At 67.7% G+C, this 24,149-nt stretch carries 24 protein-coding genes, 1 tRNA gene and 1 pseudogene; 12 read left to right on the top strand and 14 right to left on the bottom strand.

What is annotated here, in order from left to right; all coding sequences use genetic code 11:
* Window positions 1–3: 3 nt before the first annotated feature.
* The 4 genes from ABC319_RS10355 to rpmF form a co-directional block, all read right to left on the bottom strand.
* Window positions 4–309: an integration host factor subunit alpha gene (locus ABC319_RS10355; protein ID WP_413070143.1), complete on the bottom strand. Its 306-nt coding sequence runs from the start codon at window positions 307–309 to the stop codon at window positions 4–6.
* A 100-nt stretch (window positions 310–409) separates the two neighbouring features.
* Window positions 410–1,378: a beta-ketoacyl-ACP synthase III gene (locus tag ABC319_RS10350; protein ID WP_413071675.1), complete on the bottom strand. Its 969-nt coding sequence runs from the start codon at window positions 1,376–1,378 to the stop codon at window positions 410–412.
* Between the two features lie 8 nt (window positions 1,379–1,386).
* Complete coding sequence (gene plsX, locus ABC319_RS10345) at window positions 1,387–2,415, bottom strand: phosphate acyltransferase PlsX (RefSeq protein ID WP_413070142.1); 1,029 nt, start codon at window positions 2,413–2,415, stop codon at window positions 1,387–1,389.
* Window positions 2,416–2,438: 23 nt separating this feature from the next.
* Window positions 2,439–2,618, bottom strand: a complete 180-nt coding sequence (gene rpmF / locus ABC319_RS10340) for a 50S ribosomal protein L32 (RefSeq protein ID WP_055841808.1) — start codon at window positions 2,616–2,618, stop codon at window positions 2,439–2,441.
* Between the two features lie 193 nt (window positions 2,619–2,811).
* Here rpmF and nusB point away from each other — a divergent pair, with 193 nt between their 5' ends.
* The 5 genes from nusB (at window position 2,812) to ABC319_RS10315 (ending at window position 8,830) form a co-directional block, all read left to right on the top strand.
* Entirely contained in the window at window positions 2,812–3,270 is a 459-nt protein-coding gene (gene nusB / locus ABC319_RS10335) for a transcription antitermination factor NusB (RefSeq protein ID WP_413070141.1), read from the top strand.
* The gene (locus tag ABC319_RS10330) at window positions 3,270–3,446 is read left to right on the top strand and encodes a DUF4169 family protein (RefSeq protein ID WP_413070140.1); all 177 of its coding nucleotides are present in this window, start codon (window positions 3,270–3,272) and stop codon (window positions 3,444–3,446) included. The genes nusB and ABC319_RS10330 overlap by 1 nt, the downstream gene beginning before the upstream one ends.
* A gap of 137 nt (window positions 3,447–3,583) precedes the next feature.
* Window positions 3,584–4,486 carry a thiamine-phosphate kinase gene (gene thiL, locus ABC319_RS10325; RefSeq protein ID WP_413070139.1) on the top strand — a complete coding sequence of 301 codons (903 nt, stop codon included), beginning with the start codon at window positions 3,584–3,586 and terminating at the stop codon, window positions 4,484–4,486.
* A 92-nt stretch (window positions 4,487–4,578) separates the two neighbouring features.
* The gene (locus ABC319_RS10320) at window positions 4,579–6,726 is read left to right on the top strand and encodes a sodium-translocating pyrophosphatase (RefSeq protein WP_413070138.1); all 2,148 of its coding nucleotides are present in this window, start codon (window positions 4,579–4,581) and stop codon (window positions 6,724–6,726) included.
* Between the two features lie 124 nt (window positions 6,727–6,850).
* Window positions 6,851–8,830: an alpha/beta hydrolase family protein gene (locus ABC319_RS10315; protein ID WP_413070137.1), complete on the top strand. Its 1,980-nt coding sequence runs from the start codon at window positions 6,851–6,853 to the stop codon at window positions 8,828–8,830.
* 26 nt (window positions 8,831–8,856) lie between these two features.
* Here ABC319_RS10315 and ABC319_RS10310 read toward each other — a convergent pair.
* Window positions 8,857–8,930 (bottom strand) — tRNA-Gln (locus ABC319_RS10310).
* A 168-nt stretch (window positions 8,931–9,098) separates the two neighbouring features.
* Between ABC319_RS10310 and ABC319_RS10305 the strand changes: the two genes are divergently transcribed.
* Both ABC319_RS10305 and ABC319_RS10300 read left to right on the top strand, forming a co-directional pair.
* Entirely contained in the window at window positions 9,099–10,139 is a 1,041-nt protein-coding gene (locus ABC319_RS10305) for a Ppx/GppA phosphatase family protein (RefSeq protein WP_413070136.1), read from the top strand.
* Window positions 10,136–10,819, top strand: coding sequence for an RlmE family RNA methyltransferase (locus ABC319_RS10300; RefSeq protein ID WP_413070135.1), 684 nt, complete (start codon window positions 10,136–10,138; stop codon window positions 10,817–10,819). The genes ABC319_RS10305 and ABC319_RS10300 overlap by 4 nt, the downstream gene beginning before the upstream one ends.
* Window positions 10,820–10,966: 147 nt before the next feature.
* Here the strand turns inward: ABC319_RS10300 and ABC319_RS10295 are convergent, their stop codons facing one another.
* On the bottom strand, window positions 10,967–11,662 hold the full coding sequence (locus ABC319_RS10295; protein ID WP_413070134.1) for an Npun_F0296 family exosortase-dependent surface protein: 696 nt from the start codon (window positions 11,660–11,662) through the stop codon (window positions 10,967–10,969).
* A gap of 356 nt (window positions 11,663–12,018) precedes the next feature.
* Window positions 12,019–12,363: a DNA-directed RNA polymerase subunit omega gene (rpoZ, locus tag ABC319_RS10290; protein WP_413070133.1), complete on the bottom strand. Its 345-nt coding sequence runs from the start codon at window positions 12,361–12,363 to the stop codon at window positions 12,019–12,021.
* A gap of 138 nt (window positions 12,364–12,501) precedes the next feature.
* Here rpoZ and ABC319_RS10285 point away from each other — a divergent pair, with 138 nt between their 5' ends.
* On the top strand, window positions 12,502–13,722 hold the full coding sequence (locus tag ABC319_RS10285; protein ID WP_413070132.1) for a phospholipase D-like domain-containing protein: 1,221 nt from the start codon (window positions 12,502–12,504) through the stop codon (window positions 13,720–13,722).
* On the opposite strand, the gene ABC319_RS10280 is transcribed toward ABC319_RS10285, so the two are convergent.
* Both ABC319_RS10280 and ABC319_RS10275 read right to left on the bottom strand, forming a co-directional pair.
* Window positions 13,656–13,955 (bottom strand): DUF6894 family protein, encoded by a 300-nt coding sequence (locus tag ABC319_RS10280; RefSeq protein ID WP_413070131.1) that lies wholly within the window; start codon window positions 13,953–13,955, stop codon window positions 13,656–13,658. The genes ABC319_RS10285 and ABC319_RS10280 overlap by 67 nt on opposite strands.
* A gap of 105 nt (window positions 13,956–14,060) precedes the next feature.
* Entirely contained in the window at window positions 14,061–14,672 is a 612-nt protein-coding gene (locus ABC319_RS10275; RefSeq protein WP_413070130.1) for a class I SAM-dependent methyltransferase, read from the bottom strand.
* A 374-nt stretch (window positions 14,673–15,046) separates the two neighbouring features.
* Here ABC319_RS10275 and ABC319_RS10270 point away from each other — a divergent pair, with 374 nt between their 5' ends.
* Window positions 15,047–15,382, top strand: coding sequence for an antibiotic biosynthesis monooxygenase family protein (locus ABC319_RS10270; RefSeq protein WP_413070129.1), 336 nt, complete (start codon window positions 15,047–15,049; stop codon window positions 15,380–15,382).
* 216 nt (window positions 15,383–15,598) lie between these two features.
* Here the strand turns inward: ABC319_RS10270 and ABC319_RS10265 are convergent, their stop codons facing one another.
* The gene (locus ABC319_RS10265; RefSeq protein ID WP_413070128.1) at window positions 15,599–17,884 is read right to left on the bottom strand and encodes a CDC48 family AAA ATPase; all 2,286 of its coding nucleotides are present in this window, start codon (window positions 17,882–17,884) and stop codon (window positions 15,599–15,601) included.
* Between the two features lie 254 nt (window positions 17,885–18,138).
* Between ABC319_RS10265 and ABC319_RS10260 the strand changes: the two are divergent.
* Window positions 18,139–19,028, top strand: a pseudogene (locus ABC319_RS10260) (LysR substrate-binding domain-containing protein).
* Window positions 19,029–19,288: 260 nt separating this feature from the next.
* Here the strand turns inward: ABC319_RS10260 and ABC319_RS10255 are convergent.
* Entirely contained in the window at window positions 19,289–19,744 is a 456-nt protein-coding gene (locus tag ABC319_RS10255) for a peptidylprolyl isomerase (RefSeq protein WP_413070127.1), read from the bottom strand.
* A gap of 107 nt (window positions 19,745–19,851) precedes the next feature.
* Here ABC319_RS10255 and mgtE point away from each other — a divergent pair, with 107 nt between their 5' ends.
* Both mgtE and ABC319_RS10245 read left to right on the top strand, forming a co-directional pair.
* Complete coding sequence (gene mgtE / locus ABC319_RS10250) at window positions 19,852–21,255, top strand: magnesium transporter (RefSeq protein ID WP_413070126.1); 1,404 nt, start codon at window positions 19,852–19,854, stop codon at window positions 21,253–21,255.
* Between the two features lie 16 nt (window positions 21,256–21,271).
* The gene (locus ABC319_RS10245; RefSeq protein WP_413070125.1) at window positions 21,272–21,691 is read left to right on the top strand and encodes a DUF1489 family protein; all 420 of its coding nucleotides are present in this window, start codon (window positions 21,272–21,274) and stop codon (window positions 21,689–21,691) included.
* A gap of 13 nt (window positions 21,692–21,704) precedes the next feature.
* On the opposite strand, the gene ABC319_RS10240 is transcribed toward ABC319_RS10245, so the two are convergent.
* The 3 genes from ABC319_RS10240 to ABC319_RS10230 all read right to left on the bottom strand — a co-directional run bounded on the left by ABC319_RS10240 (window position 21,705) and on the right by ABC319_RS10230 (window position 24,084).
* A complete protein-coding gene (locus tag ABC319_RS10240) occupies window positions 21,705–22,406 on the bottom strand; it encodes a GIN domain-containing protein (RefSeq protein ID WP_413070124.1) in 702 nt (233 codons plus the stop codon).
* 298 nt (window positions 22,407–22,704) lie between these two features.
* Window positions 22,705–23,439 carry a head GIN domain-containing protein gene (locus ABC319_RS10235; RefSeq protein ID WP_413070123.1) on the bottom strand — a complete coding sequence of 245 codons (735 nt, stop codon included), beginning with the start codon at window positions 23,437–23,439 and terminating at the stop codon, window positions 22,705–22,707.
* Between the two features lie 111 nt (window positions 23,440–23,550).
* On the bottom strand, window positions 23,551–24,084 hold the full coding sequence (locus ABC319_RS10230) for a CarD family transcriptional regulator (RefSeq protein ID WP_305174344.1): 534 nt from the start codon (window positions 24,082–24,084) through the stop codon (window positions 23,551–23,553).
* Window positions 24,085–24,149: the final 65 nt, after the last annotated feature.

The following is a 24,149-nucleotide window of genomic DNA, read 5'->3' as shown; positions in this document are numbered from 1 at the left end:
CGGTCAGCCGGCGGGGGCCGCGACGATGCGGTCGCGCATCATCTGGCTGGCACGGAAGGTCAGGACGCGGCGCGGCGCGATCGGCACCTCGACCCCGGTCTTGGGATTGCGGCCGATCCGCTCGCCCTTGTCGCGCAGCACGAACGTGCCGAAGCCGGAGATCTTCACATTGTCCCCGCGCGACAGCGACTCGCACATCTCGGTCAGGATCTGCTCGACGATCTTCGACGAATCGGCACGGCTCAGCCCCACCTCGCGGTGCAGTGCCTCTGCCAGATCGGCCCGCGTCAAAGTACCCGCTTCCGTCATTACCGTCCCCTACACCCTCGATGCCGGTATACAATCGAATGTGGGGGTGAAAAGCCCCCAATATGACACTGAAACCCGGTTGATGCGCATCTTTCGGAAGTCAGAAGCGGATGACGGCGGCACCCCAGGTGAAGCCGCCGCCCATCGCCTCCAGCACGACGATGTCGCCCTCCTTCACCCGCCCGTCGCGGACCGCCACGTCGAGCGCCAGCGGCACCGACGCGGCAGAGGTGTTGGCGTGCCGGTCGACCGTCACCACCACCTTGTCCGCCGGCAGGCCCAGCTTGCGCGCGGTGGCGTCCAGGATGCGGGCATTGGCCTGGTGCGGCACCACCCAGTCGACCTCGTCCGCCGCCAGCCCGGCGATCGCCAGCGATTCGGTCATCACCGCCGCCAGGTTGACCACGGCGTGGCGGAACACCTCGCGCCCCTTCATCCTGAGCTTGCCGACCGTGCCCGTGGTCGACGGGCCGCCATCGACGTACAGCAGGTCGTTGTGGCGCCCGTCGGCGTGCAGCCGCGTCGCCAGGATGCCGCGATCGCCCGCGCCGGCGGCCTCGCGCCCCTCCAGCACGATCGCGCCGGCGCCGTCGCCGAACAGGACGCACGTGGTACGGTCCTCCCAGTCCAGGATGCGGCTGAACGTCTCCGCGCCGATCACCAGCGCGCGCCGGTGGATCCCGGTGCGCAGCATCGAATCGGCGACCTGCACCGCGTAGAGGAAGCCGGAGCACACGGCGGCCACGTCGAACGCGACGCAGTCGTCGATGCCCAGCATCGCCTGCACCTTGGTCGCGGTCGCCGGGAATGTCTGGTCGGGCGTCGCCGTCGCCAGCACGATCAGGTCGATGTCCTGCGCGGTCACGCCGGCGGCGGCGATCGCCGCACTGGCGGCGTCGCGCGCCAGCGTCGCCGTCGTCTCGTCGGGGCCGGCGATATGGCGGAACCGGATGCCGGTCCGCTCGACGATCCACTCGTCGGTGGTATCCACCTCCTGCGCCAGCTCGGCGTTGGACACCCGGCGGACGGGCAGGGCCGACCCGGTGCCGATCACCACCGACCGCTTCATGCCCGTGCTCATGCCGCCGCCTCGAACTCGCTCAGGTCCTCGGCGATGCGGCGCGTCAGGTCGGCCCGGACCAGCTTGGCGGCATTGCCGATCGCGGTGGCGACGCCGGTCTCGTTGGCGCTGCCATGGCTCTTCACCACCACGCCGTTCAGCCCCAGGAAGATCGCGCCGTTGTGGTTGTTGGGATCCAGGTGATCGCGCAGCAGCTGGGTGGCGGGCTTCGAGATCAGGAAGCCGACCTTCGACCGGATCGAGCTGGTGAAGGCGCGCTTCAGCAGGTCGGCGACGAAGCGGGCGGTCCCTTCCGCGGTCTTCAGCGCGATGTTGCCGGCAAAGCCGTCGCAGACGATCACGTCATGGTTGCCGCGCGCCAGCTGGTTGCCCTCGACGAAGCCGGTGAAGGCGAGGGGCAGGTGCGTCTGCCCCTTCAGCACCGCGGCGGCGTCGCGGATCTCGTCGGTGCCCTTCTGGTCCTCGGACCCGATGTTCAACAGGGCGACGCGCGGGCGATCCAGCTCGAAGATGATCCGGGCATAGGCCGCGCCCATCACCGCGAACTGCACCAGGTTGCGGGCATCGCACTCGGTATTGGCGCCCAGGTCGAGCATCACGACGTCGTTGTCGCCCAGCGTCGGCAGCGGCGCGGCCAGTGCGGGCCGGTCGATGCCCGGCAGCGTCCGGAGCGACAGCTTCGCCATCGCCATCAACGCGCCGGTGTTGCCCGACGAGACGGCGGCGTGCGCGCGGCCCTTCTTCACCAGGTCGATGGCGATGCCCATCGACGTCACCTTGGCACGGCGGATCGCCTGGCTCGGCTTCTCGTTCGAGCCGACGATCTCCGGCGCGTGGACGATCTCGGAATGCTGGCTCAGGTTGGGGTGCGACTCCAGCCCGGTCCGGATCGCCGCCTCGTCACCCACCAGCAGGAAGCGCAGGCCCTCGGCCCGGCGCCGCGCACTTGCGACACCGGCCAGCATCACCGCCAGCCCTTCGTCGCCGCCCATGGCGTCGACGGCGATACAGGGCTGGTCGGTCATCTGTTACTGGTCCGTTCTGAAGCTCAGGCTTCGACCGACACGACCTCGCGGCCATTGTAATGGCCGCAGGCGCCGCACAGCACGTGCGGACGCTTCAGCTCGCCACAGTTCGGGCACTCCTGAAAGGCGGCGACGGTCAGCGAATCGTGACCGCGGCGCATGCCACGCTTGGAGGGCGAAGTCTTTCTCTTGGGGACGGCCATTGCGGCACCTTGATAACGTGTTGGACTGGTGGAGATGGGCACGAATGCCACCCGGCCATCACGGCCGCGCGGGCGATCCAGAACCTATCGCGAAGCGCGGCCCTATAGCGGATCGCCGCGAATGCGCAAGCTGTTGGCGCAGGATCGTGACGCGGGGATGACGCGGAGGGTATCCGCGCCTACATGCCCCGTCATGTCCCGTACCGTCAGCCGCACCAGGGCGCGCGCCGCCGCCCGCCTCGCCGCCGTTCAGGCCCTCTATCAGCATGAGATGGAGGGAACGGCGATCCCGTCGCTGCTCCACGAATTCCACCAGCACCGGCTGGGCGCGACGATCGAGGAGGCCGAGTTCGCCGAAGCGGATGTCGACTTCTTCGATGACGTGGTCCGCGGCGCGGCGGCGCGGCAGGGAGAGATCGACCTGGCGATCGAGCGCAAGCTGGCGACCGGCTGGACGCTGACGCGGCTCGACAAGCCGATGAAGGCGATCCTGCGCGCCGGCACCTACGAACTGATGGCCCGTGCCGACGTGCCCACCGGCGCCGCGATCAGCGAATATGTCGACGTCGCGCACGCCTTCTACGAGAAGCGCGAGTCCGGCTTCGTCAACGGCCTGCTGGATGCGATCGCCAAGGAGGTGCGCGCCGGCTGATGGCCGAGATCGTCAACCTGAACCGCGCCCGCAAGGCGAAGCGGCGGTCCGACGACGCGGCCACCGCGGCGGCGAACCGCGCCGCGTTCGGGCGGACCAGGGCCGAAAAGGAAGCCGCTGCCGCCGAGACGGCCCGCCGCCAGGCGCTGCTCGACGGCGCCAAGCGGGAGGATTGACGAACTGTGCGGGGCAAGGCGACCTCCGCATTGATCCCCGCGAAGGCGGGAACCCAGTGCCTTCCTCGCCGTGCATGGCCGACGAAGGTACCGGGCTCGCGGCGCCGGAGCATGTCAGGTCCGGGGCCTTGGCCGGCATGAACGAAGCCGACTTCATCGCCCGTCTGCGCACCTTGCCCCTCCATCCCGGCGCGCACGGGCTGCGCGACGATGCCGCGATCGTCGGCGACATGGTGGTGACCACCGATACGCTGGTCGAGGGCGTTCATTTTCTCCCCACCGATCCGCCCGCCGACGTGGCGTGGAAGCTGGTGGCGACGAACCTGTCCGACCTGGCCGCCAAGGGCGCGCTGGTCGAGGGCGTGCTGCTCAACCATCCGCTGACCGACGCCGCGTGGGACGCGGCCTTTCTCGATGGGCTGGCCGCGGTGCTGGGGGCGTTCCGCTGCCCCCTGATCGGCGGCGATACCGTCAGCCTGCCGACCGGCGCGCCGCGGGTGCTGACCGTGACGGCGTTCGGGGTCGGCGCGATCGCCCCCGCGCGGACCGGCGCGCGCGCCGGCGACGCGCTGTGGGTGACGGGCACCATCGGCGATGCCGGCGCCGGGCTGGCGATCGCGCGGGCAGGGCAGGGCGATGCGACCCTGCTCGCGCGCTATCGCCGGCCGGTGCCGCGGCTGTCGGAGGGGCGGCTGCTCGCCCCCGTCGTCCACGCGATGATGGACGTCAGCGACGGCCTGCTGATCGATGCGGACCGGATGGCGGGCGCGAGCGGGCTGGCGGTGACGCTGGATCTGGCCACGGTGCCGCTCTCTCCGGCCTATCGTGCGGTCGCGGGCGCCGATCGCACGGCGCGACTGGCGGCGGCGACCGCTGGCGACGATTACGAGCTGCTGTTCGCCGCCGCGCCGGACCGGGAGCCGCCGGTCGCCGCGACGCGGATCGGCGCCTTTGCGGAGGGGCGCGGGCTTGCGCTTCACGACGCTGGCGAACCGCTCGCACTGCCCGCGCGACTGGGCTTCGAACACGGGCTGATCTGAATGGCTTGTCTGACGGTGCGAATCGCGTAGCTTCCGGTGATCGACGGGCGTGCCCACGCATGGTGCCCCGCGATCAGGAGAAGGAGCGCCGGATGACACCAGTCTACCTCGCCATGGCCTGCGGCGTGATCGCCGTCCTCTATGGCATCTTCACCAGCGCGCAGGTGTTGCGCCAATCGCCGGGCGATGCCCGCATGCAGGACATCGCCGCCGCGATACAGGAGGGCGCCAAGGCGTATCTCGGGCGGCAATACACGACCATCGCGATCGTCGGCGTCGTCGTCGCCGTCGTGCTGCTCGTGACGCTGGGACTGTTGTCGACCGTGGGCTTCACCATCGGTGCGGTGTTGTCGGGGGTCGCCGGCTATGTCGGCATGAACATCTCGGTCCGTGCCAATGTCCGCACCGCAGAGGCGGCACGCACCTCGCTCCAGGGCGGGCTGACCACCGCGTTCCGCTCGGGCGCGGTCACCGGCATGCTGGTGGCGGGGCTGGGACTGCTCTCGATCGCCGGCTTCTTCTGGTACCTGACCGGCCCGGCCGGCCACGCTCCCAATGATCGCATCATCGTCGAGGCATTGACGGCGCTGGCGTTCGGCGCCTCGCTGATCTCGATCTTCGCGCGGCTGGGCGGCGGCATCTTCACCAAGGCCGCCGACGTCGGTGCCGACCTGGTCGGCAAGGTAGAGGCGGGCATTCCCGAGGACGATCCCCGCAACCCCGCCGTCATCGCCGACAATGTCGGCGACAATGTCGGCGACTGTGCCGGCATGGCCGCCGACCTGTTCGAGACGTACGTGGTGACGCTGGGCGTGACGATGATCTCGATCGCGCTCCTGATCCGTGCCTCCGGCGAGGAACTCCTCCGGTTGATGAGCCTGCCGCTGGTCGTCGGCGGGGTCTGCATCATCGCCTCGATCGCCGGCACCTATGCGGTGCGCCTGGGCCGCGGCAGCATCATGGGCGCGCTCTACAAGGGGTTCTGGACCTCGGCGATCCTGTCGCTGCCGCTGATCTGGGTGGCGACCAGCATGACGCTGGGCGACATGCATGCGGTGATCGGCGGAGCCGGGTTCCTCGACGCGGCGACCGACGACCTGACCGTCGGCGCCCCCGCCACCGCCGCCACGGGCTTCACCGGCACCGACCTGTTCTGGTGCATGGCGATCGGTCTGGCGGTGACCGGGCTGATCGTGTGGATCACCGAATACTACACCGGTACCGCCTATCGCCCGGTCAAGTCGATCGCCAAGGCCTCGGAAACCGGCCACGGCACCAACGTCATCCAGGGCCTGGCGATCAGCCTTGAATCAACGGCGCTGCCGACGCTGGTGATCGTGGTCGCGGTGATCGCGACCTATCAGCTGGCGGGCATCATCGGCATCGCGTTCGCCGCGACTGCGATGCTCGCGCTGGCGGGGATGGTCGTCGCGCTCGACGCCTATGGTCCGGTGACGGACAATGCCGGCGGCATCGCCGAGATGGCCGGCCTTCCCGACGACGTGCGCCAGCGCACCGACGCACTCGATGCGGTGGGCAACACGACGAAGGCGGTGACGAAGGGCTATGCGATCGGCTCCGCCGCGCTCGCCGCGCTGGTGCTGTTCGGCGCCTACACTACCGATCTGCAGACCTACTTCCCCGACGTGCCGGTCGATTTCAGCCTGTCGAATCCGTACGTGATCGTCGGCCTGCTGCTCGGTGCGCTGCTGCCCTACCTCTTCGGGGCGTTCGGCATGACCGCGGTCGGCCGGGCGGCGGGTGCGGTGGTGGAGGAGGTGCGCGGCCAGTTCCGCGACAATCCCGGCATCATGGACGGCACCAGCCGCCCCGATTACGGCCGCACCGTCGACCTCGTTACCCGGGCCGCGATCAAGGAGATGATCATCCCCTCGCTGCTGCCGGTCGCCTCCCCGATCGTGCTGTACTTCGTCATCACCGCTGTCGCCGGCCAGTCGTCGGGCTTCGCCGCGCTGGGGGCGATGCTGCTGGGCGTGATCGTGTCGGGGCTGTTCGTCGCCATCTCGATGACGTCCGGCGGTGGCGCATGGGACAATGCCAAGAAATATATCGAGGACGGCAATCACGGCGGCAAGGGATCGGAGGCGCACAAGGCGGCAGTCACCGGCGACACGGTCGGCGATCCGTACAAGGATACCGCCGGCCCGGCGGTGAACCCGATGATCAAGATCACCAACATCGTCGCCCTGCTGCTGCTCGCCGCTCTCGCCGCCGGATGACGAGGTCCGTGTCGCAGCAATGATAGGTGATCATACGGAGGGGGAGGGTGCTTGCTTTCCCCCTCTCCTCTGCGATTGATATCCCGGAACGACCACGGGGGTGCGTCGTAGAAGGGGGATGGCGATGCGGGTCGGACGCTGGTTGGCGGGGTGCGCGCTGGTGCTGGCGGCGGCTGCGGCGACGGCGGCGATCGCGCCACAGGCTGCCGGCCTTGAAAAATCGGGTGGCGGCGCCGTGGCGGGCGACAAGGCGATCGATCCGGCCACGCCCGTGCCCGTGGAGGTGTTCGCCGCGTTGCCGCCGGTCGAGCAGCCGAAACTGTCGCCGAACGGCTCCCGCTTCGCTGCCAAGATGGCGATCGACGGCAAGCAGTATTTCGTCATCAGCAGCATGTCGACGGGTGACCGGCCGATCATCCTCGGCATCGGCGACAAGCTCGACGTCAACTGGTGGCGTTGGGTCGGCGACGGCTGGCTGGCGGTCGGCGTCGGCACGACGCAGTTCCTGTACGGCGAGGAATATTACATCACCCGCACCTTCGGCATTTCCGCCGATGGCAAGCAGTCGAAGCAGATCGGCTGGGTCGATGCCGGATTGCGCGCCGACGACCTCATCTGGTCCGCGCGGGACGGAAGTCCGCGCATCCTGCTGGGCAAGCAGACCGGCATCCAGTCCGAGGCGGAGTTCTACCCCTCGGTATTCGAGTTCGATCTGTCGACCGGCCGCGGTCGCCGCGTCGTCCCCGGCACCGCCAACGTGTACAACTGGTACGCCGACACCACCGGTGCGGTGCGGATGGGGTGGCAATATGACGACGACTCCCGCCGCGGTGCGCTGCTCTATCGGCCGGGAGCGAGCGGATCGTTCGCCCGGATCGCCGTGCAGCGGCGCGGCGAGGACGCCGGCATCGTCGTGCCGCTGCTGTTCAGGAAGGACGGCAGCGCGGTGGCGATCGACGATGCCGACGGCCGCGATGCCGTGTACGAGATGTCGCTACCCGACCTGAAACTGGGCAAGCGGCTGTTCGGCCTCAATGGCTATGACGTCGATGGCATCATCGGCAATGCGGCGGACGACGATATCGACGGTTTCATGCTGACCGACCGCTGGTCGCGGATCGACTGGCTCAACCCGGCATTGCGTCAGGTCCAGACGGAGGTCGAGAAGGCGATCGGAAACCGGCGGGCACGCATGGTCTCGTGGAACGCGGACCGAACCAAGTTCCTGATCGAAGTGGGCAGCCCGTCGCAGCCCGGTGCGCTCTACTATTACGACACCGCTTACGGGACGATGCAACGGTTCAGCTGGAACAATCCGGCGTTGAAGGGGCGCGCGCTTTCCCCGGTCAGCACGGTTCACTATACCGCCCGTGACGGCACGCCGATCGAGGCGGTGTTGACCCTGCCGCGCGGTCGCCCGGCCAGGCGATTGCCGCTGATCGTGATGCCGCATGGCGGCCCCTTCGCGCGCGATGCGGAGGGCTGGGACTGGTGGACCCAGTATCTGGCGGAAAGCGGTTACGCGGTTATCCAGCCCAATTATCGCGGCTCATCCGGCTACGGCACCGCATTCGCCAAGCTGGGCGAGGGTCAATGGGGCCTGAAGATGCAGGACGACCTCGACGATGCCGCGGCATACATGGCGAAGGAGGACGTGGCCGATCCGAAGCGCGTCTGCATGGTCGGTGCATCCTATGGCGGATACGCCGCCATGCGCGCCGCCCAGCGCGGTGGGGCGTATCGCTGCGCCATCTCCTATGCCGGGGTATCGGACCTGCAACTGATGCGGCGGTACGACGGCCGTTTCCTGAACGGCAAGACGCGAGGCGACTGGCTGACCAGGCAGGCACCCGACTTCAGGACCGTATCGCCCCGCTTCGGCGCGGCCGACTTCACGATCCCCATCCTGCTGGTCCACGGCAAGGAGGACAAGCGCGTACCCGTCAGGCAGTCGCAGTTGATGGCATCGGCGCTGAAGGCGGCGGGCAAGCCGTACGAGTATCTGGAACAGCCCCTCGCCGATCATCACTTCACCCGCAGCGAAGATCGACTGGAATTCCTCAAACGGATGAAGCTGTTCCTGGACCGCTACAATCCCGCATGACGGCGAGGGCGATGACGGAAAAGCGCTGGATGCCCCGTGAGGATTCGAACCTCAATTGACGGAGTCAGAGTCCGTAGTCTTACCTTTAGACGACGGGGCAACAGGAGGGCGCCTCTAAGCGGCCACGGCGATCGTGTCAACGCTTCGCGGTGGCGCCAGGCGGCCGGCTTGTGGTGGCGGGCAGGGCTCGCTACGTTGGCGGCAAGCACCGAGCGGAACGCCTGTCGGCGGATCGTGACGGCAGAACACGAAAGAAAGAACACGGCTCATGGGGGATGCTTCCGCCCGACAGCCGTACCGGCAGGATCGCCCTGCCCGTCCGGCGCCGAACCGGCCGCCTCGCGGTCGCTGGTCCGATGCGCGGATCTATGCCGCGCTCGACCTCGGCACCAATAACTGCCGCTTGCTGATCGCGCGGCCGCAGGGAACCGGCTTCGCCGTGGTGGACGCCTTTTCCCGCATCGTGCGGCTGGGCGAGGGGCTGACCAGCAGCGGCCGGTTGAGCGATGCGGCGATCGACCGGACACTCGCGGCGTTGCGCGTCTGCGCGGACAAGCTGAAGCGCCGCAACGTTCTGCTGTCGCGGGCGGTCGCGACCGAGGCGTGTCGGCGGGCGGCCAACGGCGCCGAGTTCATCGCGCGCGCGCATGCGGAAACCGGCATCCGGCTGGACATCATTACGGCCGAGGAGGAAGCACGGCTCGCCGTGCTCGGTTGCCATGCGCTGATCGAGCCGGGCGGCGATCCGGCGCTCGTATTCGACATCGGCGGCGGCTCGACCGAACTGGTCCTGGTCGATACCGCCGGTGCCGAACCACGGGTGCTCGACTGGCATTCGGCGCCCTGGGGCGTGGTGTCGCTGGCCGAGCAGGTCGGGAACGAGACCAACGATGCGGCCGGACGGGCCCACGCCTATGCGCGCATGCGAGACATTGTGAGGGAAGCGATGGCGCCGTTCGCCGTCCGCCTGCCGCCGGTGGCCAGGCCACGTCTGCTGGGGACGAGCGGCACGGTGACCACGTTGGGCAGCGTGTATCTGGGGCTGGATCATTATGACCGGGCGCAGGTGGACGGCATGATCGCGCCCGCGGACGCCATGCGGGCGATCAGCCAGTCGCTGGCGGGTCAGTCGGTGGCGGAGCGGGCGAAGGTCGCCTGCATCGGGGCCGAACGGGCCGATCTGGTCGTTGCCGGCTGCGCCATACTGGAGACGATCATGGACGTCTGGCCGGCCGAGCGGCTGGGCATCGCCGATCGCGGCATTCGCGAGGGGATCCTTCGCTGCTTGATGGGAGAGCGGCGGCCATGAGCAGGGGCGGCAGCGGCGGGCGGCAACGCGTCCGCACCGCCCGCGGGCGCACGGCAGCGTCCACGCGCTGGCTGGAACGGCAATTGAACGACCCCTATGTTCGCCGCGCCAAGGCGGAGGGATATCGCAGTCGAGCGGCGTACAAGCTGCTGGAGCTGGACGAGCGTTTCGCGATCCTGAAGGGGGCAAAGCGCGTCGTCGACCTGGGCATCGCACCGGGTGGCTGGTCGCAGGTGGTGCGACGGCGGCTGCCGGGTGCGACCGTGGTCGGGATCGACCTGTTGCCGGTCGATCCGATCGACGGCGTGACGATCTTCCAGCTCGACTTCATGGCGGATGAAGCGCCCGCGATGTTGATCGATGCGTTGGGCGGGGCACCCGATCTGGTCATGTCCGACATGGCGGCCAACACGGTCGGCCATCCGCAGACCGACGCCTTGCGAACACTGGCGCTGGTCGAGACGGCCCTGCACTTCGCCTGCGAGGTGCTAACCCCGGGTGGAACGTTCGTGGCGAAGGTATTCGCCGGCGGTGCGGACTCCGCGTTGGTGGCAGAGATGAAGCGAAACTTCGCCAATGTGAAGCACGCGAAGCCGCCCGCGAGCCGAAAGGGATCGGTCGAGTGGTTCGTCGTCGCCCAGGGCTTCAAGGGCAGGCGGGAAGAGCCGACGACAGACTGATCCGCGTGGGTGGATCAGCCATGCCAGGTACCTGCAGCGCCAGGTCTCACCTGATGCAAAAGGAAAAAGAACCGTAGGTGTTGCCACCTACGGTCCAGTTTTTCCATGAACAGGCTCGACAGGGAAGGCGAGCCTTTTCGCTCGCTATTAGGCGAAACGAACGTTGGTCGAGCGACGACGGTAGCGCGCTGCGGCGCCGACCATGGCGAAGCCCAGCATCATCATCGCCCAGGTGGCGGGCTCGGGCACGGCGGCCGTGAAGGCGACGTTGTCGAACTCGAACGAACCCCGATTGTCGCTGTTGCTGAAACGGATACCATAGATCGGGGTGTTGCCGTCGGCGCCGAAGGTCACGCGGCGGTTGCTCGAAGGCTCCGTGGTGCCCGGGAACGGCGGAACGAAACCGGCGATCTGGGTGCCGGTGTAATTGCCGATAGTCATGCCCGTCGCATCAAGCAGCGTGATGACGTTGTACGCGTCCAGCGAGCCGACGAAAACGCTGACGCTCGCCTGGGCGACGGTGCCGAGCAGCTGGAAGGTGCTGGCGCGGCCGACGCCGTAATAGGCAGTGTTGTCAGTCGGCTCGGGACGGTAGTAATCGTTGCCGCTGTTGTTTGAGTTGAACACGGTGCCCGTGAACCTGCCGACGTTCGTGCCGGTGGTGCTGGCGACGAAGCCCGCCGCCGTGTCGCTCGAGTTGAAGTTGACGACCGTGGTCGAGCCGGCAGGTGCGCCGTAGTTGGCCGAAGTGCCGGCATCCGAGCTCAGGATCGAGGTTGCGGCGAAAGCCGGGCTGGCAGTCATCGCAGCGGCACACGACAGTACGAAAATAGTCTTCTTCATGGTGTTGCTCCTTACCCCTCTTACCGATGTGCTGGGATGCACCCGGCCAAGAACGCAGGAGTGTCTTTGCGGCAATTCGTTGGATTCGATAAGTAGGTAAGTTTACTTACGAAATAATCGTAATCTTATTGTGAAAAACTAGCTTTATCGATGTCATGCCAGTTGTGTAGATCCCTAATACTCAGGTCTGGAAGATCGGCGCATTGGCCGAGTGATCAAAAAAGGGACAGCCTGTGTTCATTTACGCGCACTGACATGACTAAATGCGTGTCCTCTGCAAACGAAAAAGGGGCCGCGGATCGTTCCGCGGCCCCCGATCGGCCATTCCATGGCAGCGAGCAGTTCGATGGCAGCGATCAGCCGTCGTAATCGGCGCCGAGATTCTGGTTCCGCGGCGGTGCGGCGGCGGTGAGTCGCAGCGCTTCTGCCGACGCGGACAGCGAGCCGACGGCATCGACCTCGTCCTCGTCGTCGATCTGGACGCGCTGCAGGCTGGAGACGACGGCTTCCTCAAGGTGATTCGGACGCACCGTCTCCTCGGCGATCTCGCGTAGGGCGACGACCGGGTTCTTGTCACGATCGCGATCGATGGTCAGATCGGCGCCGCCGGAGATCTGGCGTGCGCGTTGAGCCGCGAACAGTACGAGGTCGAAGCGGTTCGAAACCTTGTCGACGCAATCTTCGACGGTGACGCGTGCCATGCCGTGTCCTTAACCTGCACTTGTAGGGAAGCGCCTCCACTAGGCCAGAACGGTGGAAAAAGCAAGGTTTCGATCGATCGAGCGGCTCGTCCGGACGGGGCGGGAGCATTCCTGCCGATCGGTGCGTAGTGTTCGCGCATGACGATCGAACCAGCCAGCATGACGGCCACGCCGCCGACACTCGCAACGGACGATGGCGCCGAGCAACCTGCCTTTACGGTCGACGGCAACCGGCTGACGCTGCTCGACACCGGTCCGCGGCGTCTGGATGCGTTGATCGCACTGATCGATGGCGCGCAGCGATCGCTCCGCATCCTGTATTATATCTATGCCGACGATCGCACGGGGCGCCGGGTGAACGAGGCGCTGGCGGCAGCGGCGCGGCGGGGCGTGTCGGTCGCTCTGGTGATCGACGGGTTCGGCAGCGACGATACTCCCGGCGACTTCTTCGACCCCCTGAAGGCGGCGGGCGTGGACCTATGCCGGTTTTCGGCACGATTCGGGCGACGGTATCTGTTGCGCAATCACCAGAAGCTGGCGCTGGCCGATGCGGAGGATCCGATGCCGAGAATCATCATCGGCGGCTTCAACGTCGAGGACGATTATTTCGGTACGGCAGCCGAGCAGGCGTGGCGCGACCTGGGCCTCCTGATCGAAGGGCCGGCGGCGGCGCGGATGGAGGAGTATTTCGACGAACTGAAGGCGGCGGTGGAGAATCCCCGGCCGAAGGTACGCCCGCTGAATCGTGCGCTGGCGAAATACAGCGAACGGCAGGGACGGCTGCGCTGGCTGATCGGCGGGCCGACGCGCAAGCTGTCGCCATGGGCGCGGACGCTCCGCAGCGACCTGAAGCGGGGGCGATGCATCGACATCATTGCCGGCTATTTCACGCCCAGCCCGCTACTCCTCCGCCGGATCGAGCGGGCGGGGCGGTCGAGCAAGCAGGTGAGGATCGTCACCGCGTCCAAATCGGACAACAACGCCACCATCGCCGCGGCACGCTTCACCTATGCGGGGCTGTTGCGACGGGGCGTGCAGGTCTTCGAGTATCAGCCGACGAAACTGCACACCAAATTATATGTCGTCGACAATGCCGTCCATATCGGGTCGGCGAACTTCGACGTGCGCAGCCTGTTCATCAACCTGGAGTTGATGCTGCGGATCGAGGACGCGGCGTTCGCCGACCATGTCCGCCGCTACGTCGATGGAGAGGTCGCGCGGTCGGAGGCGATCACCTGGCCGGTGTACAAGGCGCGGACGGGATGGTTGCAGCGGGTGAAGCAGTTCGGCGCCTATGTCTTGCTGGCGTTCGTCGATCCCAGCGTGTCGCGCGGATTGAATTTCGGGATCGACGAATAGGCGTCGGGCGCGGTGGTGGCGATCATCGTCAGGCTGAAGAGCGGCAGTTCCCGCTCGTCGGTGACGGTCATCGACCATCGCCCGTCGGCCCACAGACCCGGCGGCTCGTCGCGAAGCAGATCGGCCGCGAAGCGAACGGCCTGGGTCCGCGCTTCGTGCGCATCGGTCAGGAGCATGCCGTCCGGTTCGAGGGACAGACCGCCATCCTGCACGTGAAAGTGATAGTGCGGCACACTTGCCTCCATCCATTTGCCCGCCCACCAGCCAAGGCGGCAACGCACGGATAGATAGGGACTTTCCGGCCCGCAGGTAATCGGAACACTACGTAATCGGTGCGATCAGTCCTTCCACGCCCAGTAGAGCTGGGCAGGCGGCACGTTCCACCATTCCATGTCGTGATCGATGCGCTGCCAGTGCGGATCGAGGAAATCCTTCACCTTGGGGCTGAACTGATAGACCAGGAACGCACCGCCGGGGCGCAGCGTGTCGTGCGTCGCGGCCGCGATGGCCGGGCCAACGCCGGGCGGCAGGGTGGAGAAGGGCAGGCCGGACAGGATATAGTCGGCCGCGTCGAAGCCGCGTTCGGCGATGATCGACGACACGTCCGCAGCCGACCCCTGAACCGCCTGGAAGCGGGAATCGACGATCGTGGCATCCAGATAGCGGATGAAGTCGGCATTGGTGTCGATCGCGATCAGCGTCGCATCGGGCGCCATCCGCTCGAGAATCGGACGGCAGAAGGTGCCGACCCCGGGACCATATTCGACGAACAGCTTGCACGCATCCCAGTCGACCCGGCCGAGCATCCGGCGGATGAGCTTGTCGGAGGAGGGGATGATCGATCCCACCATCACCGGGTGTTTGAGGAAGCCCTGAAAAAACATCTGCGCCGGGGAAGGAATGCCGGCGGGGCGGCGCACGCGGCGGGCAGCGGAGGTCGAAGTGGCCATGTACGGTCCTGTCGGTCGTGGTCCCCACACGAGCGGCGAGGTCTTCCTCTCCGTCGCACAGGTGCCGAACGTGTTGCAAGCCGGCGAGTTTCATCCCGTCGCACGCCCGGCGTCCGGTGCGGATCGCCGCCGGCGAGGCCGCGAATGTTGAGGAAGTTGCGGGTCCTGCGCGACCGGCGCCGGCGTCTCAACATTCACGGCCGTGGAAATGCGCCACGAATGCAGCGATCTAGGCCGGGGGCACCGCATCGGGCCCGACCGCCTCAACATTCGTAAGTTTAGACAGCCATGCTGTCTCAAGCATGCGGGCGTGCGCAGGTCGGGTCGACAGATCGGCATGGCGGAACGATACACCCGACAGGGGGGTGTAGGACATGGAACAGGGGAGCAGGGCCGGACAGATCGCCGTCATCTTCGTGTCGCAACGGTCGGGCGCCGATCCGGAGGGCTATGCCGCCGCGGCGGCGGCGATGGAGGCAAGGGCGGCGGGACAACCGGGGTATCGCGGAATGGACAGCGCGCGGGGTGCCGACGGGCTGGGCATCACGATCAGCTGGTGGGCGGACGAGGCGGCGGCGCTGGCATGGCGGGCCGATGCCGACCATCGCGCGATCCGCGAGCGGGGGCGGGCGGTGTGGTATGACGCGTATGAGGTCGCGGTGGGGACGGTGACGCGGAGTTACGGCTGGGAGCGGGGTGGGGGTTTCTAGAGTCGCTGTCGATCAGCTTTATACAATCGTCATCCCGGACTTGATCCGGGATCCCGCTGGACGGGGGACCAGATCTGTCGAAATCCAGTCTAGTTTCTCGCGCTTTTCGGGAGATTTGTCGTTGAGGGTGCGGTTGAGGCACTTCCCTCCCCCAACCCCTCCCGCAAGCGGGAGGGGAGCTGAATTGGCGCTGCCGCAAGCGTCAGGGGTGGCGTGTCACTCCGGTTTGGCGGGGAAGGCGAAGCCGATCGGCTGGATCGCCGCGGCATCCTGTTTCAGGCGGGCGGCCATCTGTTCGTAATCGCGCTCCATTTCCGGCGTGACGCTGGCGCGGCTGTCGGTCAGGGAGGCCTCGAAGTCGCTCTGGAACACTTCCTTCGCGGTCAGGGAGCGGCGTAGCGCGATCAGGCCGGCGCGGCGCACCACGTCTTCCAGATCGGCGCCGGTGTAGCGATCGGTGCGGCGTGCGACCTCGTCGAGGTCGACGTCATCAGCGAGCGGCATCTTCTGCGTCTGGATCTGGAGGATGCGGCGTCGCCCGGCCTGGGTGGGGACGCCGACATAGACCAGCTCGTCGAAGCGGCCCGGCCGCAACAGCGCGGGATCGACGAGGTTGGGGCGGTTGGTGGCGCCGATGACGACCACCGCCTGCAACTCCTCCAGCCCGTCCATCTCGGCGAGGATGGTGTTGACGATCCGCTCGGTCACCTGCGGCTCGCCCGCGCCGCCGCCACGGGCCGGCACCAGCGAATCGAGTTCGTCGATGAAGACGACGCACGGTGCGACCTGACGGGCGCGCTGGAAAAGGCGGGCGATCTGCTGCTCGCTCTCGCCATACCATTTCGACAGCAGGTCGGACGATTTGGTGGCGATGAAGTTCGCCTCCGCCTCGCGCGCGACGGCCTTCGCCAGCAGGGTCTTGCCGGTGCCAGGCGGGCCATAGAGCAGGAAGCCCTTGGCCGGCCGGATGCCGAGTCGGCGAAAGGCGTCGGGGTTCTTCAGCGGCAGCTCGACCCCTTCCTTCAGGCGCATCTGCGCATCGTCGAGACCGCCGACATCCTCCCAGCGCACACTGGGCGCCTGCACCATCACCTCGCGCATGGCGCTGGGCTGGACGCGCTTCAGCGCCCCCAGGAAATCCTCCCGCGTGACCGACAGGTTGTCGAGCACCTCGGGCGGGATCGTCCGCTCCTCGAGGTTCAGCCGGGGCATGATGCGGCGCACCGCCTCGATCGCGGCCTCCCGCGCCAGCGCGGCGAGGTCGGCACCGACGAAGCCGTAGGTGGTCCGCGCCAGTTCGGCGAGATCGACCTTGTCGCCCAGCGGCATGCCGCGGGTGTGGATGCCCAGGATCTCGCGACGGCCGCGTTCGTCGGGCACGCCGACGACGATCTCGCGATCGAAGCGGCCGGGCCGGCGCAACGCCTCATCCAGCGCCTCGGGCCGGTTGGTGGCGGCGATGACAACGAGGTTCGCGCGCGCCTCCAACCCGTCCATCAGCGTCAGCAGCTGGGCGACGAGGCGCTTCTCCGCCTCTCCCTGGACCTGGCCGCGTTTGGGCGCGATCGAATCGATCTCGTCGATGAAGACGATCGACGGGGCGGACTTCGACGCCTCCTCAAAGATCTCGCGCAGCTTGCCTTCGGACTCGCCATAAGCGGAGCCGAGGATCTCGGGCCCGTTGACGAGGAAGAAGGAGGCATCCGATTCGTTGGCGACGGCGCGGGCCAGCCGGGTCTTGCCGGTGCCGGGCGGCCCGTGGAGCAGCACGCCCTTGGGCGGATCGACGCCCAGCCGCTGGAACAGCTCGGGATAGCGAAGCGGCAGTTCGACCATCTCGCGCAGATTGTCGATCGTCGCCGCCATGCCGCCGATATCGTCATAGGTGACATCGGCCCGGCGGGCGTCGCGCGCCTCCTCATATTCAGGGCGCAGCTCGATCTCGGTATTTTCGTCGATATGGACGATGCCCTTGGGACTGGCGGAGACTACCTGGAGGCGGATCTCCTGCAGGGCATAGGCGGGCGCGTTCATGAAGCGCTGCACCGTCTGCGGCATGTCGGCGACGCGCTGGTGCCCGGCGGTGGCGACGACGTCGCCCTGGCAGAACGGGCGGCCGAGGAAAGTGCGCTTCAACGCGACCGACGATCCCTGCAGGCGCAGGTTCTGCTGCGCGGGCGCGAAGACGACGCGGGTGGCAGGGCGCGACTCGGCGCGCCGCACCTCGACGAAATCGCCCGAACCGACGCCGGCGTTCGCCCGCTGCAGCCCGTCGATGCGGAGCAGTTCCAGTCCCTCGTCCTCGGGATACGGGCCGACGGCGCGGGCCGGCGTCGACTGTTTGCCGACGATCTCGATCACGTCGCCCTCGCCGATGCCCAGCGCCGCCATCAAGGTGCGCGGCAGATGCGCCAGGCCGCGGCCGGAATCCTCCGGCCGGCTGTTCGCCACCTGGATCTTGCGCACGCCGGCATCGGCAGGCTGGTTTTCGGCATCGGCCATCGTTCGTCCTCTCCTGCCGGGAAGCGCGCGAGACCGATGACGGGTTCCGGCGGTGGCGTGCGGGAGGTAGCGACTGTCGCGACGAAAAAAAGGGCTGGCGCCCGAAGGAACCAACCCATGAAGTTTTTAGGAGAGGATGCCTGAAAGGCACCGTCTTTTTGCGGTGCGACGGTTCATGTTGCAAGTGCGAAATGGTTGGTTATGATTGCGCTCACAACAATCGTTGCCGGTCAGGTCCGGTGAAGTGAGGAGAGATGCGGAGGCTTCCCCCCTGGGCGCGATCGAGGCGTTCGTGCAGGTCGCGCGACTCGGCTCGATCAAGGCTGCGGCCGAGGAGCTGGCGCTGTCGGCGCCCGCGCTGTCGCGGCGTGTGCAGTCGCTGGAGCGGTTCATCGCCCGCCCGCTGTTCGCGCGTCGCCACCAGGCGATGGTGCTGAACGAGGATGGCGAGAAGCTGCTGGCGCAGATCGCCCCCGTGCTGGACCAGCTGTCGAACGCGGTCGAGGAAATGACGGCGGGGAAGGAACTGCTGCGGCTGCGACTGGGCGTGCTGCCGCTGTTCGCGGCGCAGCGGCTGTTTCCCCATCTGGGCGACCTGCGCCGGACGCATCCCGAACTTCATCTGGACATCGATACCGCCGGCCACGGCATCGCGCGGCTGGGCGAGGGGCTGGACGCGGTGATCGCGCTGGCCCGCGACATCGATCCCGCACTCTATTCGAAGCGGTTCGACACCAACTCGGTCTATGTGATCGGTGCGCGTGCGCTGGTCGAGGGGCCGCGGCCGATCACCAGCCCGGCGCAGCTGGCCGGGCAGACGGCGCTGCTCCACCGCGAAATGCCCGACACGATCGCGGCATGGAGCGAGGCGGCGGGCGTCGGGCCGCTGAAGCCGCTGGCGGTCGACTATTTCGACGCCGGCGGCCTGATGCTGGAGGCGGCGGCGCAGGGGCTGGGCATCGCGTTCATGCACGCCAGCCACTTCAACCACGCCAACGACCCCCGTCTGGTGCGGCTGTTCCCGGATATCGAGGTGGTGAGCCCGTACAGCCACTGGTTCGTCTGCCGTCCGCGCGCGATGCTGTCACGGCCGGTGCGGCTGTTCCACGACTGGTTGTTCGGGACGCTGGCCGGCGAGGAATAGGGAGCGAAGAGAAAGGAGAAGGTTGGTTCGCGCGGAGGCGCGGAGGCGCGGAGAAGAAGGATCGAGGAGGTCCCGTCTCGCGCCGGCGAGACACTCATCCCTTTACGTCGCCAATATCTGAGCCGCCGCCGGCGGCTCGGGACATCACCACAGACGCATTCTCCGCGCCTCCGCGCGAACCAACACTCTTCTCTTCCCCCGAGCGATACACCCGATGCCCGGTGGCGAACGGAGCGTCCGCCACCGGGAGGGACCGACGCTTACGCCGCGTGGGCCTTCACGATCTTGCCCGGCTCACGCGGGGGCTCGCCCTTGGGCAGGGCGTCGATCAGGTCCATGCCGTCGGTGACCTGGCCCCAGACGGTGTACTGACCGTCGAGGAAGCGGGCATCGTCGAAGCAGATGAAGAACTGCGAATTGGCCGAGTTCGGATCGTTGGTGCGCGCCATCGAGCAGACGCCGCGGACGTGCGGCTCCTTGGAGAATTCCTGCTTCAGATTGGGCTTGTCGGAGCCGTGCATGCCGGTGCCGGTCGGATCGCCGCCCTGCGCCATGAAGCCGGGGATGACGCGGTGGAAGACGACGCCGTCGTAGAATCCGTCATTCGCCAGCTCCGCCACGCGCTTGACGTGCTCGGGCGCCAGATCGGGACGCAGCTTGATCGTGACGTCGCCGCCGTCGAGGGTCAGGGTCAGCGTTTCGGGGGTGTCGGCCATGATGTTCTCCGTCAATGATCGCCGGCAGATAGGGAGCCACTCCGCTGCTGGCAAATCGGGTTGCGGCGCGGTAGTAGCGCGCTGACGCAAGCAACAGGGAGGCGGCGATGAGCGACAGCGAGCTTCCCGACGCGGATACCGTCGAACTGGACGAGCTGGACGAGGACGACCGGCTGCGCCCCGAATTCGTCCGCGCCGTGCTCGATGCGGTGGAGGCGGGGCAGACCGACGAGGCGCGCGCGCTGGTCGAGCCGCTGCACCCCGCCGACGTCGCCGACCTGTTCGAGCTGACCCCGCACGAGCAGCGCGCGGGGCTGGCCCACGCGGTCGCCGACCTGCTGGACGCCGACGTGTTCGCGGAAATGAACGATTACGTCCGCGAGGACCTGATCGACGCCCTGACGCCGACCGAGGTCGCCGACCTGGCGGCCGAGCTGGACACCGACGACGCGGTCGCGATCATCGAGGACCTTGAGCCCGAGGACCAGCGCGAGGTGCTGCGCGCACTGGACCCCGACGACCGCGCCGCGATCGAGGAGGCGCTGTCCTATCCCGAGGAGTCCGCCGGGCGCCTGATGCAGCGCGAGCTGATCGCGGTGCCGGAGCACTGGACGGTCGGCGACGTCATCACCTATCTGCGCGGGCACGAGGAGCTGACCACCGATTTCTGGGAAGTCTTCGTCGTCGATCCGCAGCACAAGCCGGTCGGCACCTGCGCGCTGTCGTGGATCCTGCGCACCCCGCGCTGGGTACCGATCGCCGACGTGATGAGCCGCGAGCAGACGCTGATCCCGGTCGACATGGACCAGGAGGAGGTCGCGCTCCGTTTCCAGAAATACGCGCTGATCTCCGCCGCGGTCACCGACTGGTCCGGGCGGCTGGTCGGCATGATCACCGTCGACGACATCGTCCACATCATCCAGCAGGAGGCGGGCGAGGACGTCCTGCGGCTGTCGGGCGCGGGCGAGGGCGACATCAACGAGCCGATCCGGCTGACGGTGCGCACGCGGCTGATGTGGTTGCTGGTCAACCTGCCCACCGCGATGCTGGCGGCGACCGTCGTCGGCCTGTTTGACGACCGCATCGCGCGGTTCGCGGTACTGGCGCAGCTGATGGGGATCGTCAGCGGGATGGGGGGCAATGCCGGCACCCAGACACTGGCGGTGGTGGTGCGCGCGCTGGCAACCAACCAGCTGACCAGTTCGAACACGGTGCGGATGATCGTGCGCGAGCTGCGCATCGCCGGCAGCAACGGCATGGCGCTGGGCCTGATCGTCGGGGCGGGATGCTATCTGTGGTCGGGCAACACCGCGCTGGCGACGGTGTTCGGGCTGGCGCTGCTGATCAACAACCTGGTCGCGGGGATGGCGGGGGTGGTGGTGCCGATCACGCTGGACCGGTTCGATATCGACCCGGCGGTGTCGTCGTCGGTGTTCGTGACGATGTGCACCGATTGCATGGGGTTCCTGTCGTTCCTGGGGCTCGCGACCTTGTGGGGGTTGGGCGGCTGACCCACATCGGGAGCGCATGGCGCTTCACCTGACCAAAGTGGCGTTCGGCGCGACGAGCGTCGAGCATCTGGACGAGCGGCTGGCGGCGCGTGCCGCAGCGGGAGAGCTGTTCCTGACCACCCGCTACCTGCCCAAGCGGCACGAAGAGGTGGCGGGCCCGGTGGGCGAGGGGGGATCGCTGTTCTGGATCATCAAGCACCAGCTGGTCGCGCGATCGCCAATCCTGCGCTTCGGCGAGGCGGAGGGTGGCCGGGTGTCGATCCACCTGGCGCCCGGACTGGTGCTGGTGCAGGCCCGACCGAAGCGGGCGCACCAGGGCTGGCGCTATCTGGAGGCGGCCGACGCGCCGCTGGATCTGAGCGGCGAGGAAGCGAGCGGGCTGGCGGCGATGCCGCCCGCGCTGATCGGGCGGCTGGCGGAGCTGGCGCTGATCTGAGCGATGATGGCGATTACTGCGGTCGGCCGCAGACGATGGGCCCGGTCGCACCGGGGCGGACCTGGCATCTGGGCGTGCCGCCGATGCTGACGGTGCCGGTGCCGTTGCTGGTGACGGCGGCGGTGAAGCGGGCGCGGCCGCCGATATCGCCGGTGCCTTCGAGCCGGACGGTCAGGTCGCCCGCGTCGAGGCCGGCGGCATCGATCGAGCCCGCACCGTTGGTCGTCAGCCGGGCGATCCGCGCACGGCCACCGGCGACCGCGACGGTGCCGCCGCCGACCACCATGGCGGTCGCCTGATCCGCGTCCACCATCCCCACGGCGACGCGGCCGGCGCCGGCCACCATCAGGTCGACGCGCTGGCCCTTCATCCGGTCGACCGCGACGTCGCCGGCCCCGGTCAGCGTAATCGTCGACAGCGAGGCGGTGGTGAGCGTGACGGTGACGGGCCGCGGATCGGCGACGGTGGGCCGTTCCTGCCACTGGTCGGTGCGGCGGCGGATCGAGATCGCGGTGCCGCTCTGCCGCACCTCGATCCCCTCGATCGCGGCATCGCTGCCGCTGATCCGCGCGGCAGGCGAGGTGCCGGTGACGATGCGGACGGTGATCGGGGCCTCCACACGGACGCGGTCGAAGCTGGACACGGCGACGGGTCGCTCCGCGGCCGCGACGGGCGAGGCGGAGAACAGGAGGACGGCGAGGAGTGGCGTGCGCATCGGGCGAGTGTCGCTGCGGGTGGACGCCAGGGCAAGGGGTAGTGTCGGGCAGGATTGCCGAAAGGGGAGCGCGCTTCCCCGACCCGGCGAAGGGCGGGGCCGCCGAGATCGGTGTTACGAACGGGCGTAACGCGCTTCGCTGCCGTATCCCGACTGGACCCCGGCCTTCGCCGGGGTGGTTAAGCCTTCGCCGGGATGGTCGAGCCCCGCACGGCAACGCGACTACATCACGTTGCTGCTGTTCGTCGGGTTCAACGCTCGTTCGATCAAGACGGTATCGGGCCGTGTCTTGCGGGGGTCAGCCGCAATTGACCTTGCCGGCACCCATCTTGGTCACCGAGCATTTGGCGCCGCCGGTGATGTCGACATTGCCCGATCCCATGATCGTGACCTCTGCGGTGCGGGTGATTTCCGCCTGGATATTGCCGGCGCCGGCGATGGTGATCTCGCCGGTCTCCGCGCGCAGCGGCCGGGCGTGGATCGTGCCCGAACCGCCGATCGAGACCTCCAGCGAGCGGGCGGTGCCCGCCGCCTCGACGGTCCCCGAGCCGCCGATCGAGAATTCCGCCTTGTCGACCGCCAGTCCGCGGACGTCGAGCGTGCCGGATCCGCCGATGTTGCCGTCGAACGAGCCGCCGGGGACGCGATCGACCCGGACCGTGCCCGATCCGCCGATATCGGCACCGGTGATCCGCGGCATGGTGACGAGGAAGCGGACCTTCTCGCCGCGAGACCAGTTCACTCCCTTGCGACGCGACAGTTTCAGCGACTTGCCGTCGCGCTCGACGAGGATCTTGTCGAGAATGGCGGGATCGCCGGTCGCCGTCACTGACCATGCAGGGCCGACCCGCACCTCGACATCGCCGGCCCCGCCCAGCGACACCCGCTCGAACCCGTCGACGGCATAGGTGCGCTGGCCACCCGAGCCCTGCGCGGCAACGCCCTGATCGTCGTCGTTCCACGGCATCGAGCAGGCGGCGACCGGGATCGCGAGCAGGGCGAGCAGCAACGGAGCGGAATGGCGGCGGATCATGGTTTCCTCCAGTCGTGTGTTGTCCGTATGATACACATGGGACGGAGCGGCGCAACGAAAAAGGGCGGCCCGTCGCCGGACCGCCCCTAGTCGTGAACGCTGGTCGCCCGATCAGGCGGCCGGCTTGTCCTTGTTGTAGATCGCCGCGGCGGCGCGGAGGATCTCGAGGATCTTCTCCTGCGCGCGGGGCTCGTCGATCTCTTCCATCGCGGCCAGCTCGCGCGCGAGGCGGCTGCACGCAGCCTCGAAGATCTGGCGCTCGGAATAGCTCTGCTCGGGCTGGTCGTCGGCGCGGAACAGGTCGCGCGTCACTTCCGCGATCGACACCAGGTCGCCGGAGTTGATCTTCGCCTCATATTCCTGGGCGCGGCGCGACCACATGGTCCGCTTCACCTTGGGTTTGCCCTTCAGCGTGTCCATCGCCTCGCGCATCGTCTTGTCCGAGGACAGCTTGCGCATGCCGACGCTTTCCGCCTTGTTGGTCGGAACGCGGAGCGTCATGCGCTCCTTTTCGAAACGGAGGACGTACAGCTCGAGGCTGGCACCCGCGATCTCCTGCTTCTGCAGTTCGATCACGCGGCCGACGCCGTGCTTGGGATAGACAACATAATCGCCGACGTCGAAGAACAGCGCCTTGGCAGCCATGTATGGGCCTTTCATCGGAACGCCGATCTGCCCGACGCGTAAAGGGGCCGGCGGATCGGGTACAG

It is taken from the genome of Sphingomonas phoenicis (assembly GCF_047238005.1).
Taxonomy (GTDB): Bacteria; Pseudomonadota; Alphaproteobacteria; order Sphingomonadales; family Sphingomonadaceae; genus Sphingomonas.
This window is presented reverse-complemented; position numbering and strand designations above follow the sequence as displayed.